Raw genomic sequence first — 13,162 nt, forward strand, 5'->3', positions numbered from 1 at the left:
ACGCTGAAAGCGTTGCCGAATATAGCCCAGGCCAGGCCGCCGCCCGAAGGGCCAGGCCTGCCCTGGGTTGCCCGCGCAGAACCATCATGCCCCAACGGGGCAGCCGAAATTGCGGCGGGGGGACCGGACCGGCCTTGGGGAAACACGCGGTCCCAGTCGTTTTTCGTGTGCCTCCGCGCGGGCAAGCCCACGCGAAGAAAGGCGGCAGCAAGCTGCCGCACTCCAAGGCGCTGTGCGGACCCGGGGCTTCGGAGATGGGCGGCGGCCTGCTTGGACCATAGGCGGATGTCCCGTTGGGACAATAAACACCAAATCACCGACCCGGGGAGCGTTCATGCCGGTCGCAGGCGTTTCTCGAGGGGCCTTTTAGTGCGATTGCCCCTGGGGGGTTGCACGGGGGGTGGGGGCTCCGGTACGCTGTCTTCCGAAACGCGCCGGAAGGCGTTATTGGAGCATGATGCGCCGTCTATTTCGATATTCCGCCTCCCTGCTGGCGGGGGTGTGCCTCGCCGGATGCGGCGGGACGCCGGAGCCCCTGCTTCCGGACCTGCCGAAACCGGGCACGATGATCACGCTGTCCGTACAGCCGTTGGCCCCGGCGCCGCCGGTGGAGACGGCCGCACCCAACCTGCTGAAGGACGGCGATTTCCAGGCGTGGTGGGCGGGCGCGCCGGCGCCGAAGGCCCTGACCGCGCCGGATGCGGCGTTTTCGAAGCTGGAGCGCGTGCAGGCGGGCGTGAAACAGGTGTGGGATGCGTCGGACACGTATGAGGACTTGGCGGTGCGCGCGCGGGCGCGGATCGAGAGCCTGCCTCCGGGGGAATATGAGATCGAGCTGACGGCCACCGGGCCGGCGGCGGCGACGGTGTCGGTGGGCCTGTGGCTGGACGACCCGTCGGGGGCGGTGGAACTGGACGACGACTTCATCCAGATTCCCCCGGCACCGGGCCTGGTCAAGCGCTACACGAAGCGCGTCACCCTGGGCGCGCCGGGGTCGCTCCTGCTCACCGCGCACGCGGGCCTGGGCCTCGTGCGGGGGGCGGAGATCACCTGGGGCGGCTGGCGCGTGTCGCCGGTGGGGGGAAACCAGCCATGAAGCGTCTCGCCCCGGTCTGCATCCTCCTGCTGGCGGCCCTTGCGGGGGCGCAGGAGAAGGACGCCGCGGCCGCGCCGGAGCCCGGCACGGTGAAGGTCATCCAGGACATGGAGTTTGTGTGGGTGCCCGCGGGCGCCTTCACCCCCGGACTGGAGGGGGGCGGCGTGGCGGTGAAGGACGCGCTCGGGGGGCGCGAGGAGTGGTTTAACGACGAGGCGCCGCGCCCGGAGGTGACCTTCGAGAGGGGCTTCTGGATGTCGCGCACGGAGGTCACGCGCACCCAGTGGCGGCGGATCATGAACTCCGAGCCCTGGCTGGACACGGGGGCCGGCGGCGGGCAGGAGGTGCCCGCCACGGGCGTCACCTGGCAGGACGCGGCCACGTTCGCGAAGACCCTGGGCAAGAACGCCGAGGGGGTGTTCCGCCTGCCCACGGAAAATGAGTGGGAGTACGCCTGCCGCGCCGGGACTGCGGGCCTGTTCCCCTTCGAGGGGACGGACGCGAACGTCCTCGCCGCCCACGCCTGGTTCCGGGGCAACACGCCGGACGGCCTTATCCAGGATGTCGGGCAGAAGACGCCCAACGCCTGGGGGCTGCTGGACATGCTGGGGAACGCCTGGGAATGGTGCGCCGACGAGCGGGTCTCCGCCGGCAAGGGCGGCGGCGAGCCCGCCCGAGCCCTCCGGGGCGGCGCGGCCAACCAGACGGCGCTCCTGACGCGGCCCACGGCCCGCGCGGCCCTGCCGGCCGACCAGCGGGGCCCCCGCGTCGGCTTCCGGATCGTCTGCGCACCCGCGGACGCGGCGGAGTAGGACGCCCCCTACTGTTTCGACACGCTGACGGACAGCGTGGACTTCTCCCCGTCCTTGGACACCATGACCGAGAGGGCGCGGTCATCCTTCTCGCACATGAGGGTCTGCATGTCCCCGGCGTTCATGGACATGGTCTCCTTCCAGCCCTGCGCCGCGGTCTTCTCCTTGTAGAAGGCCATCACCGTGTCCGGCGCGGCGGCAATGCCGCCCGTGACGTTGAACATGCCGGAGGCGGTGTCCGACATGGCCTGCTGCACCGCCAGCCCGTCATAGAGCGGCACGTCCTTCGGGAAGTCCGCCGGAATCTTGGTGCCCTCGCCGCTCTGGATGGCGACGGTGCCGCCCTCCCCGGTGGTCTGGGTCATGGAGAAGGACTGCGAATCCCCCTCGCCGCCGGAGGTCACCTTGAACTCCGCGCCCGAGGCGTCCTTCCCCGTCACGTTCACGGCGCCCGTTTCGCTGTTGATGTCCACCTTCGCGTCGCCGCCCTCCACGGAGATCGCCTTCTCGACGGCCTTCTCCGACACCTTCTCGGCCGCCTTGCCGCACCCGGCCAGGGTCATCCCAACCGCCACGGCGATGCACAGTCCGAAAACCACAATACCCTTGCGCATGGTCTTTGTCCTCTTCTGTCCTGCCGCGCGTCTGCCGCGAACATCACCCGACGCCCGCGCCGCAGGGCGGCATATCTGCCCACAGTGTACCAAGCGCCCGAATCCCCGCGCCAGCGGGAAAATATCCTGCGCCGAGATGCAAGAGGGCGCAGCAAGCAGCGCCCCTACATCCGCGTGCCTTGGGTTTGCGCAAGAACGCCGGGCAATCGTCTTGTAGGGGCGCTGCTTGCTGCGCCCTGACGCGGGCACGAAGGCCGTTGTTTTTCCGGCGCGCGGGGGGGCGGGTCAGTAACGCCCCAGCCGCCGCAGGTGGGCGCGGAGCTGGAGGCGGGCCAGGTCGCGGAGGTCCGCCGGGGTGTCGTCATAGGCGGCGTCGAGAAGGTCGTCCTCCGCGCGGAGGCCCCGGTCCAACGCGGCGCGGATGCGCTCCTCGCGCTGGAGCCGGTGCGCGATAAGGCGGCGCAGGCGCACGGTTCCCTCCGCGCCGGGCATCGCCCAGCCGTGGGACGGCACCACCATGTCGAGTCCCTCCAGCGCGGCGGCGCGCTCGAGGCTCTCGAGATACTGCGTCATGTCGCCACCGTGTTCGGGGGACACGAGGATGGTGCCGGGGTTGGCGAAGAGATCGCCGGAAATGAGCGTGCGGGTGGTCTCCTCCAGGAAGGCGAGATGCCCCGGGTCGTGGCCCGGCGTGTGCAGCGCCCGCAGCCGCCAGGGCGGATCACCGGCCGCCTCCAGCACCGCGCCGTCCTCCAGGGGCCGCGCGCCGGGGAAACCCGCCGCCGGGTGCGCCCACACCGGCACCCCGTGCCGCGCCGCGAGAAAGGAAGCCGCGCCCGCGTGGTCGCCGTGGGCGTGGGTGAGGGCGACGCCCGTCACCGCGCCCCCCAGTGCGCACAGGTCGTCCAGCCGCGCCGCGAGGCGCGCGCGCTCCTCCCCCGCCACGGGGCCGGGGTCCACGATGATCATCTCCCGCCAGCCGATGACAACGCAGTTGGTGTGGGTGGCCGGGGGCAGCGTCTGCGTGCGCAGGGGGATCACGTGGATGCCGGGCCTCGACTCAATAAAGTCCGCGCGGACGTCATCCACCCCCGGCGGGCGGCGCAGACGCTCCAGGGCGGCGTCCGGCGCGAGCGCCGCCAGGCTCCGCAGAACATAGGCGACGGGTGTGGACAGGCGGATACCGCCGCCGCGCCAGCACGCCAGCGCCGCCACGGGGGTCAGCCAGTCCAGCCCGCAAATCTCGTCGTCCGGCCCGCAGGACCCGCCGGCAGGAACACCCGCACGACGGCACAGGAAGTACTGGGTGTCGTAGCGGACGGGCGAAAAGGACGGGGTGATCCACCGGCCCGCGGGCGTGAAGGCCGCCGCGTCCACGCGGCATCCGGCCTCCCGCAGCCACGCGGAAAAGCGCAACTCCCCGCGGTTCAGCGCGTCGCGCGCCGCCGCCAGCGCGTCCGGGCCGGGCATCGGCCCGTCCGCCAGCAGCATCCCCGTCTCCTCGAAGGTTTCGCGCACCGCGCCCGCCAGAAAGGGGTCGGGGGCGCCGTTCAGCACGGGCACCTCCGCGTCGTCCGCCACGAGGCTGCCGCCGGGAAAGGCGTGGTGGCCGCCCATGAAGGGCAGCGCCGGATTGCGCCGCCCGAGAAGGATGGAACCGCCCCGCGACAGGTCGCAGACCACCAGCGCGGCGGCCCGCCGCGGGGGCACCCCCCCGCCAAACATCCCGCCGCTCATGAGGGGCGCTCTCCAACGCAGAGGAAGGGTTTCTGGAAATCAGGCATCAAGACACAGTCTACCCGGAAGAACGGGGCGGTTTTCCACTGAGAGGGGTGACGAAGGACGGAAATGTGAAAGCACCAGGCGGCAGGCATGATCAGGCGGACGCGGAGGGCGCGGGGGTGGGCTTTCGGCCGACAATCTTTCCCGCTAAGGCCGCCGCGAGCAGGAGGATTCCCGCCAGCAGGAGGCCCTTGCCGCCCCCAAGCGGCGGGTTGGAGGCCGGGAAAAGAAACATCCACATGCCCTGCTGCTGCGAGACCACCAGCCCCATGGCCAGGGCGGACAGGCCCAGATGGCCGCGGCGGAGCACGATCTCGTTGAGAAAGGCGTTCAGTCCCAGCGCGAAGGCCAGCCCGCAGCCCAGGGTGACCGGCAGGGCCGAGTAGTCATTGTCCAAGACGGCGTATCCGAGGGGCAGGGGCAGGAAGAAGAGGGCCCACAGGGCGCCTGTGATGAGATGCGCGGGGACACGGCCCAGGGGCAGGAGGCGCGGCAGCAGGCCGCCGCGCCAGCCGATCTCCAGGCCCAGCACGCACAGGGGGAAAAACAGAAAACCCAGCAGGATGGTCGCCGGGAAACCAATGGCCAGCAACAGGGCCGGCAGCAGGTGCCGGACGTTCTCCGGATAGTCGGACAGGTCCGCATAGTCCTCCACGCCGCTGAGGAGAGTGGAGAGGTGCCACTGCGGCGGCGCCTGGGCGATCACCGCATCTGCGGCGTAGGCCGCCGCGAAGAACAGGGGGACCGCCACCCCCAGACGCAGCGCCGCACCCGCGGGCACGGGCCATATCCGGGGGAGGGGCTGGGCGGGGTTCGGTGCGGCCAGCGCGGCGGCCAGCGCCCCGACGGCGGGCACCCACATCACCGCCAGCAGGTAGAGCGAGCGGAAGAAACCCAAGTCATCGGAGGTGATGAAGCCCGCAGCCAGGCCGCCCGCCATCAGGGCGGCGCCCAGACCGAAGGTGACCAGCAGAAAGACAACCAGGCCTTTTTTGTCCATGGTGTGACGAAATGCTCCCATTCGTGCGCGGGGTTTTCCGGCGCTCCAGAAACGAACGCCCCGGCGTCCCCTCGGGGTGACAGGCCGGAGCGGCCGCCCCAATGGTACAATACCCGGATGGCTGCGGGAAAGGCGGGGCGTGACGGCGCGTCCCGGATGCCCGCATGGCGTGCCGTCCGGAGGACGGCCACCCGGGAGAACGTTCCATGAAGACGCCTCTTTTTCGTCTGGCGGTTCCCGCTGTCCTGCTGATGCTGGCCGCCCTGGCCGCCCCCGCGTGGGAACACCATCCGCTGTTCACCGGCCCCGCCCTGTCTATCCTGCCGGAGGTGGCGCAGGCCGCGCCGGTGGCCGCGGAGCGGCTGGAGGACTTCCTGCTCGCGGTCGAGACGGAGCTGGCGGGGGTGCTGGCGGCGGAGGAGGCCTGGGCGCGGGAAAACCTTCCCCTGTACGCGCCCCGCCCGGACGCGCTGGCCTTTGCGCCGGGCAGCGCCCGCACGGTCCGGGAACGGTTTCTCCAGGCCGTCCGGGTGAACCCGGAGATGATGACGCCGCTCTACGCGTTCAGCCTGAAGGGCATGGCCCCCCATGAGGGCCGCAAGCTGGACGCATCGGAGGTGTCCGTGCTGGAGGACCTGAGCGCGCTGGACCCCTTCGAGTTCACCGAGCTGGCCCCCGGCGCGCTGGTCGCCCCGCTGGATGTGGTGGCCACGTCGAGCAACGAGCCGGACTACGGTCTGGACGTGGGGCTTTTTGAGGACAACGGGACCCCGGCGGGCCAGGCCTACGGGTTTGGGGTGCAGCCCTTCGGCAACCCCAACCTGGATTTCGGGTCGCAGGCCCCCTTCCACATGGGCTACTATCACGAGGCGGGCATCGTCTTCGCCTTCGCCTCCTTCCTGAAGGTGTCCTACCCCGAGCACCGCATCCACCTGTACAAGACCCTGTCCGAGTTTGCCTTCCGCACGGGCCACCCCTACTGGGGCTGGCGCTTCATGGGCTGGGGGCTGCACTACCTCGCCGACCTGTCGCAGCCCTACCACGCCACGGTGCTGCCGGGCGTGAGCGTGATGCGGATGCTGTGGATCAACCTCCTCGACATCCTCGGCTGGTCCAAGCCGAAAGACGATGCGGTGCAGCTCGTGTCCAACCAGCACCTCATCATGGAGGTCTGGCAGGGGATCGAGATGGTGCGCGCCTGGCGCGGCGGCGACATGGACCATCCGCTGATCCGCGCGGTGACCGCCCCTGTGTCCGCGCCGGACTACACCGACGCGTCCGCGCGCGCGATGGTGGCCCGCCGGGCCTTCACGCGGGCGAAAAGCACCTGCGCCCTGCTGCTGGCGTATCTGCCCGCGGCCTTCGTCAGCGACCCCGCCGTGGAGGTGATGGACCAGCCGGAGCGCCACGAGGTGGTGGAGACGGTCGTGGCGCGGCACGGTGCCGGGGCGGCGGCGGAGATCAACGCCATGGAGGCGGGGCTGCTGTCGTCCTTCGCGGCCCACGGGCGGTCCTATGCGCGGGCGATCCTGGCCGCGGCCGGCTGAACCGGGGTCACTTCCCCTCGAGCCGGCGCTGGACCAGTCCGGTCTGTACCTGGCAGATGGCCAGGGCGAGGGCGTCGGCCGCGTCGTCGGGTTTGGGGATGTGCTCCAGGGCGAGGAGGATGCGGACCATTTCCTGCATCTGGCGCTTGTCCGCCCGGCCGTAGCCGGTGATGGCCGTCTTGGCCTCCGTCGGGCTGAACTCCCCCACATGCACCCCCGCGAGCACGGCGGCCAGCACGATGACCCCGCGCGCCTGGGCCACCTGGATGCCCGTGGTCACGTTCTGCTTGAAAAACAGGCGCTCGATGGACACGGCGTCGGGCTTAAACGTTTCGAGGAGGCCCGAGGCCTCCTCGAAAATCTTTTTCAGCCGCCCGCCCAACTCGGTGTTGGCCGGGGTGGTGATGACGCCGTGGGCCAGATGCCGCAACCGGCTGGCGCGCCCCTCGACGACGCCGTAGCCCGTGGTGGCCGTGCCCGGATCGAACCCGATCACGCGCATGGCTAGTCGGCCATCGCCGCCTCCATGTCCTCGTCGCTGATGTCCGCGTTGGAGAACACGTTCTGCACGTCGTCGTTCTCCTCCAGCGTGTCCAGCAGGCGCAGGAGGGCGGGCACGCTCTTGGACTCGATTTTCATCGTTGTGCGGGGAATCATCTTGAGCGCGACCTCCTCCGCCTTCACCCCCATCTTGTCCAGCTCGCCCGCCACCGTGTGGAGCTGCCCCGGCTCGCAGAAGACCTCGTGGGCCTCCTCGCCCGAGCTGTCCACGTCGTCCGCCCCCGCCTCAATGGCCTTCTCCATCATGTCGTCGTCGGAGACGCCCTCTTTGGGCACCGTGATGACGCCGCGCTGGTCGAAGTTCCACGCCACAGCGTTGGTCGCCGCCAGCGAGCCGCCCGCCTTGCTCAGAATGTGGCGGATTTCGGCCGTGGCCCGGTTCTTGTTGTCCGTGACCACGTCAATGATGATGCCCACGCCGTTGGGGCCGTAGCCCTCGTAGCGCTGCTCCTCGTAGGTGATCCCCTCCAGCTCGCCCGTGCCGCGCTTGATCGCGCGCTCAATGTTGTCCAGGGGCATGTTGTTGGCGCGGCAGGCCATCAGCACGGCGCGCAGGCGGGGGTTGCCGTTGGGGTCGCCGCCGCCCTGGCGGGCGGCAAGCGTCGCCTCCTTGGCGAGATTCGAGAAAATCTTGCCCCGTTTTGCGTCGGCCGCGCCCTTTTTCCGCTTGATGGTGCTCCACTTGGAATGGCCGGACATGTTTCTTGTCTCCCTGTTGGGGTTTCCTTCAAATGATGGGTGATTCGCCGTGCTTTCCGGGCTGGGCAGTTTACCAGATGCGGGGCTTTCGGCGCAATCCCGGGTTGCGGGGGGAAAGCGGCGCGGTTGCCGGGCGGGAATCGTCGCGCGGGCTTCCTCCGGGGCGGTCTTTGTGCTATGCTATGCGCGCCCCCGGGCTGTGGGGCCAACCCATGTGTGGAATCTTGTCCCGGCATGTTTGAAAGATACACCGAAAGGGCGAAAGCTGCGGTAAGCGCGGCGCGGAGCGAGGCGCTGCGCCACGGGTCGGACTATGTCCGCACGGAGCATCTGCTGCTGGGGCTTTGCCGCGATCCGGAGGGGATCGCCGCGCGCACCCTGGAAAACCTCGGGGTGGACATCCAGATGCTGGCCGCCGATATTGAGCGGCAGGTGCAGCCGGGTACCCGGGCGGCCTCGCGCGAGGAGATCACGTTCACGTCGCGGGCCAAGAAGGTGCTGGAGCTGGCGGTGGAGGAGGCGCGCCGTTTGAACCACAACTACGTGGGGACGGAGCACATTCTTCTGGGGCTGATAAAGGAGGGCGAGGGGATCGCCGCGAAGCTGCTGAACGACCTGGGCGTGGACCATGCCCGGATGCAGACCGAGGTGCAGCGGCTGGTCGGCGGCCAGGGCCGCCCCGGCGCGGCGCCCGAGCCCGGCGCGGGCCGCAAGTCGCAGACCCCGGCGCTGGACGCCTTCGGCCGCGACCTGACCGCGCTGGCGCGGGAGAACAAGCTGGACCCGGTGATCGGCCGCGAGGCGGAGATTGAGCGGGTGATCCAGGTGCTCAGCCGCCGCACGAAGAACAACCCGGTGCTCATCGGCGAGGCGGGCGTCGGCAAGACGGCCATCGTCGAGGGGCTGGCCCAGGCCATCGTGAACGGCGACGTGCCCGACCTGCTGCTGAACCGGCGCGTGCTGACGCTGGACCTGGCGGGGGTGGTGGCGGGGACGAAGTACCGGGGCCAGTTCGAGGAGCGGCTCAAGTCGGTGATGAAGGAAATCCGCCGGGCGGACAACGTCATCCTGTTCATTGACGAGCTGCACACCATCGTGGGCGCGGGGGCGGCGGAGGGCGCGGTGGACGCCGCGAACATGCTGAAGCCCTCGCTGGCGCGCGGCGAGCTGCAGTGCATCGGCGCGACGACGATGGACGAGTACCGCAAGCACATCGAGAAGGACGCCGCCCTGGCGCGGCGTTTCCAGACGATCCTGGTGAACGCGCCGTCGGTGGAGCAGACCATCGAGATCATCCGCGGCCTGCGCGACAAGTACGAGGCGCACCACCGGGTGAAGTTTTCCGACGAGGCGGTGGTGGCGGCGGCGCGCCTGTCGAACCAGTACATCATGGACCGGTTCCTGCCGGACAAGGCTGTGGACGTCATAGACGAGGCGGGCAGCCGGGCGCGGCTCCAGATCACGACGCGCCCCCCGGCGCTGAAGCTGCTGGAGGCGGAGATCGGCGAGGCGGTGAAGGAGAAGGAGGAGGCCATCCACAACCAGGAATACGAGCGGGCGGCGTCGCTGCGCGACCGCGAGCGCACGCTCCAGGCCCGCCTCGAGGAGGCCCAGCGCGACTGGCAGCGCAAGCGCGACTCCGCCGAAACCGTGGTCACGGAGGAGGACATCGCCCACATCGTCTCGAAGTGGACCGGCGTGCCCCTGACCAAACTGGAGGAGAAGGAGTCGCTGCGGCTCCTGCGCATGCGCGACGAGCTGCACCGGGGCGTGGTGGGGCAGGACGAGGCGATAGACGCGATCACGCGGGCCATCCAGCGCTCGCGGTCGGGCCTGCGCGACCGCACCCGGCCCGTGGGCTCCTTCCTCCTGCTGGGCCCCACCGGCGTGGGCAAGACCCTGCTCGCCAAGACCCTGGCCGAGTTCCTCTTCGGCAGCCAGGAGGCCCTGATCACGGTGGACATGTCGGAGTACATGGAGAAGTTCGCCGTGTCCCGCCTCATGGGCGCGCCCCCCGGATACATCGGCTACGACCAGGGCGGCCAGCTCACCGAGCAGGTGCGCCGCCGCCCCTATTCCGTGGTGCTCTTCGACGAGATTGAAAAGGCGCACCCGGACGTGTTTAACGCCCTGCTCCAGGTGCTCGACGAGGGGCACATGACGGACTCGACGGGCCGCAAGGTGGATTTCCGGAACACGGTGGTCATGATGACCTCCAACGCCGGGGCGCGCCGGATCGGCCGGAGCACGTCGCTGGGATTCCACACGGACGAGGACGACGGCGTCCACGCCCGGATGAGGGACCGGGTGCTGGAGGAGGCCCGCAAGGTCTTCAATCCGGAGTTTCTCAACCGGATAGACGAGACGCTGGTGTTCCACCGGCTCAGCGGCGCCGAGCTGCTCCAGATTGTGGACATCCAGTCCGGGGAGGTGGTCCGCCGGGCGGCGGAGCAGGGGTTGCGCCTGGTCCTGAGCCCCGAGGCGCGGGAGTTTCTGGTGCGGATCGGCAGCAGCAACGAGTACGGCGCCCGGCCCCTGCGGCGGGCGGTGCAGCAATACATGGAAGACCCCCTGGCTGAATTGTTGCTTCGGGGCGGGTTGAACAGGGATACTGAAATCAGTGTGCGGCCCTCGGACGCCGGCGACAGGCTGGTGTTTGACGGGGCTGTGCGGGCCGCGGAGGGTGCAACGTCTTGAAAACGAAACATGTCGCGCTGGGAATCATGGTGCTTGGTCTGTTCGCGTTTGCCGCCGCGGCCCAGGATGCCCCGGCGAAAACGGTGGACGAGGTGCGCTTCGAGGGGCTGGTGCGCGTGAGCGACCAGGCAGTCCGCTCCCGGGTGGAGTCCGCCGCGGGCGCCGCCCTCGACCAGGGCGCCGTCTCGCGCGACGTCCGCCGGCTCTACGAGCTGGGCTACTTCGACAAGGTGGACGCCGGGGTCGTGGACGAGGCCGGGAAGACCGTCCTCGTGTTTAAGGTGGAGGAGAAGCGGGTGATCGAGGAGGTGCGGGTCATCGGCAACAAGAAGATCAAGGACCGCAACATCCGCGGCGCCCTCACCCTGCGCGAGGGCGAGTCCTTCGTGCCCGAGGCGTTCGACGAGGAGCGCAAGGCCGTCCTCAAGCTCTACGAGGGCAAGGGTTTCGCGAACACGACGGTGGACGCCGCCGCCGAGAACGTGGGCCCCTCCCGCGTGCGCCTGATCTACACCATCACCGAGGGCCGCAAGGCCCGCATCCGCGACATCGAGTTCGAGGGCAACGAGGCCCTGAGCGACCGCCAGCTGCGCAAGGTCATGAAGACCAAGCGCGCGTGGTGGTTCTTCGGCGGCAAGTACGAGGAGGAGAAGTTCGAGGCGGACCTCGCCGGCATCGTGGACGCCTACGGCGACAAGGGCCGCCTGGAGTCCGAGGTGGCCAAGACCGACGTGGTCTACACGGACGACGGCAAGGGCATGAAGATCACGGTCCATGTGGCCGAGGGCCCCGAGTACAAAATGGAGGCCATGGACGTCGCGGGGAACATCGTCTACGACGACGACGAGATGTCCGGCCTGGTCAAGGTGAAGCCCGGCGACGTGCACAACAAGGGGCAGGTGGCGAAGGACGCGCGGGTGCTGCAGAAGGGCCTGGAGGACAGCGGCTACGTGGACGCCCTGGTCACCCCGCAGGTGGCGCTGGACCGCGAGAAGAAGACAACGAGCGTGGTGTACGACGTGGCCGAGGGCGACCTGAAATACGTGCGCCAGATCCGGATCACGGGCAACAGCGTCACCAGGGACGAGATCGTCCGCCGTCAGATGCTGCTGGTGCCCGGCGAGCGCTACGACGGCGCCGCGGTGGACCAGAGCAAGAAACGCCTCGACGACACGCGGTTCTTCGACTCCGTGCGGGTCACCCTCGACGAGACGCCGGACAACGCGGGGGGCGACCTCTTCACGGACCTGAACGTGGACGTGGAGGAGGGGAAGACCGGCACCTTCAACTTCGGCGGCGGCTACAGCACCGAGGACGGCATGGGCGTCTACACGGAGCTGCGCCTGAACAATTTCGACATCGCCAACTGGCCCAAATTCAGCGGCGGCGGGCAGCAGCTGCGGCTCAAGGTCAACACGGGCACCCGGCGCGACCAGTACAGCCTGAGCTTCACGGAGCCCGAGTTCCTCGGGCGGCCCATCTCCTTCGGCGTGGACCTCTTCGACGAGTCCTACCTCGTGCGCGGCGGCGCCGACTACGAGGAGGACTCCCGGGGCGGCCAGCTCCGCTTCGGCAAGTCGCTCTCCCCCTATGTCACGGCGCAGTCCAGCTTCCGCGTGCAGGAGACCGACATCAGCGACCTGCCCTGGCTGATCAACAGGGAGATCAAACGGCAGGAGGGCGAGTCCACGACCGTGAGCACGCGCTGGGCCATCGAGCGCAACACGCTGGACAGCCGCTTCGACCCCGGCAAGGGCTCCACCCACAGCCTGGCCGCCGAGGTGGCCGGGTTCGGCGGCGACCATGAGTTTGTCAAGCTGGAGCACGACTCCATCTGGTACCGCGGCGTCGGCTCCGCCGAGAAGGTGGTCCTCTCCCTGCGCCAGCGCGAGGGCTGGATGACCGAGTACGGCAGTTCGGACTATGTGCCCCTCCAGGACCGCTTCTACGCCGGCGGCACCACCACCGTCCGCGGCTACCGCAACCGCGACATCGGCCCGAAGGTCCGCGAGTACCGGTGGTGGGGCGACACCTTCGCCATCGGCGGCAATGTCCGCCTGCTCACCAACCTGGAGATGAAGTACAAGATCACCGACATGCTCCGGGTCTACACCTTCGCGGACGCGGGCGGCGTGTGGGAGGACACCGATTTTGACCTCGGCGACATGCGCTACAGCGTGGGCGTCGGCCTCGGGTTCAACGTCCCCATGCTCGGCCCCATCCGTGTGGACTACGGCTTCCCGCTGAACCCGGACGACGACCAGAGCAGCTCGGGCAGGCTCCACCTCGCCACGGGCTTCCGTTTCTAGGCCCCCGAAACGGCGCCGGGGGCCGGCGCGGGCCGCGCCCCCTTT

10 protein-coding genes are annotated in these 13,162 nt (G+C 69.4%); 5 read left to right on the top strand and 5 right to left on the bottom strand.

Annotation, left to right across the window (positions count from 1 at the left end):
- Positions 1-454 precede the first annotated feature (454 nt).
- The gene (locus GXY15_14185) at positions 455-1,096 is read left to right on the top strand and encodes a hypothetical protein (GenBank protein NLV42356.1); all 642 of its coding nucleotides are present in this window, start codon (positions 455-457) and stop codon (positions 1,094-1,096) included.
- A complete protein-coding gene (locus GXY15_14190) occupies positions 1,093-1,908 on the top strand; it encodes a formylglycine-generating enzyme family protein (protein NLV42357.1) in 816 nt (271 codons plus the stop codon). The genes GXY15_14185 and GXY15_14190 overlap by 4 nt, the downstream gene beginning before the upstream one ends.
- An 8-nt stretch (positions 1,909-1,916) precedes the next feature.
- On the opposite strand, the gene GXY15_14195 is transcribed toward GXY15_14190, so the two are convergent.
- The 3 genes from GXY15_14195 to GXY15_14205 all read right to left on the bottom strand — a co-directional run bounded on the left by GXY15_14195 (position 1,917) and on the right by GXY15_14205 (position 5,304).
- Positions 1,917-2,522: a hypothetical protein gene (locus tag GXY15_14195; protein ID NLV42358.1), complete on the bottom strand. Its 606-nt coding sequence runs from the start codon at positions 2,520-2,522 to the stop codon at positions 1,917-1,919.
- A 285-nt stretch (positions 2,523-2,807) separates the two neighbouring features.
- The gene (locus tag GXY15_14200) at positions 2,808-4,259 is read right to left on the bottom strand and encodes an MBL fold metallo-hydrolase (protein NLV42359.1); all 1,452 of its coding nucleotides are present in this window, start codon (positions 4,257-4,259) and stop codon (positions 2,808-2,810) included.
- A 139-nt stretch (positions 4,260-4,398) separates the two neighbouring features.
- On the bottom strand, positions 4,399-5,304 hold the full coding sequence (locus GXY15_14205) for a hypothetical protein (GenBank protein ID NLV42360.1): 906 nt from the start codon (positions 5,302-5,304) through the stop codon (positions 4,399-4,401).
- 206 nt (positions 5,305-5,510) lie between these two features.
- Here GXY15_14205 and GXY15_14210 point away from each other — a divergent pair, with 206 nt between their 5' ends.
- A complete protein-coding gene (locus tag GXY15_14210; GenBank protein ID NLV42361.1) occupies positions 5,511-6,851 on the top strand; it encodes a hypothetical protein in 1,341 nt (446 codons plus the stop codon).
- 7 nt (positions 6,852-6,858) lie between these two features.
- On the opposite strand, the gene ruvC is transcribed toward GXY15_14210, so the two are convergent.
- Together ruvC and GXY15_14220 are read right to left on the bottom strand one after the other, a co-directional pair.
- The gene (ruvC, locus tag GXY15_14215) at positions 6,859-7,353 is read right to left on the bottom strand and encodes a crossover junction endodeoxyribonuclease RuvC (GenBank protein NLV42362.1); all 495 of its coding nucleotides are present in this window, start codon (positions 7,351-7,353) and stop codon (positions 6,859-6,861) included.
- 2 nt (positions 7,354-7,355) lie between these two features.
- Complete coding sequence (locus GXY15_14220; GenBank protein ID NLV42363.1) at positions 7,356-8,111, bottom strand: YebC/PmpR family DNA-binding transcriptional regulator; 756 nt, start codon at positions 8,109-8,111, stop codon at positions 7,356-7,358.
- A gap of 234 nt (positions 8,112-8,345) precedes the next feature.
- On the opposite strand from GXY15_14220, the gene GXY15_14225 reads away from it, so the two are divergent.
- A complete protein-coding gene (locus GXY15_14225) occupies positions 8,346-10,808 on the top strand; it encodes an ATP-dependent Clp protease ATP-binding subunit (GenBank protein NLV42364.1) in 2,463 nt (820 codons plus the stop codon).
- Positions 10,805-13,117: an outer membrane protein assembly factor BamA gene (bamA, locus tag GXY15_14230; GenBank protein NLV42365.1), complete on the top strand. Its 2,313-nt coding sequence runs from the start codon at positions 10,805-10,807 to the stop codon at positions 13,115-13,117. The genes GXY15_14225 and bamA overlap by 4 nt, the downstream gene beginning before the upstream one ends.
- Positions 13,118-13,162 lie beyond the last annotated feature (45 nt).

The sequence above is a fragment of the Candidatus Hydrogenedentota bacterium genome, assembly GCA_012730045.1.
Classification (GTDB): domain Bacteria; phylum Hydrogenedentota; class Hydrogenedentia; order Hydrogenedentales; family CAITNO01; genus JAAYBR01.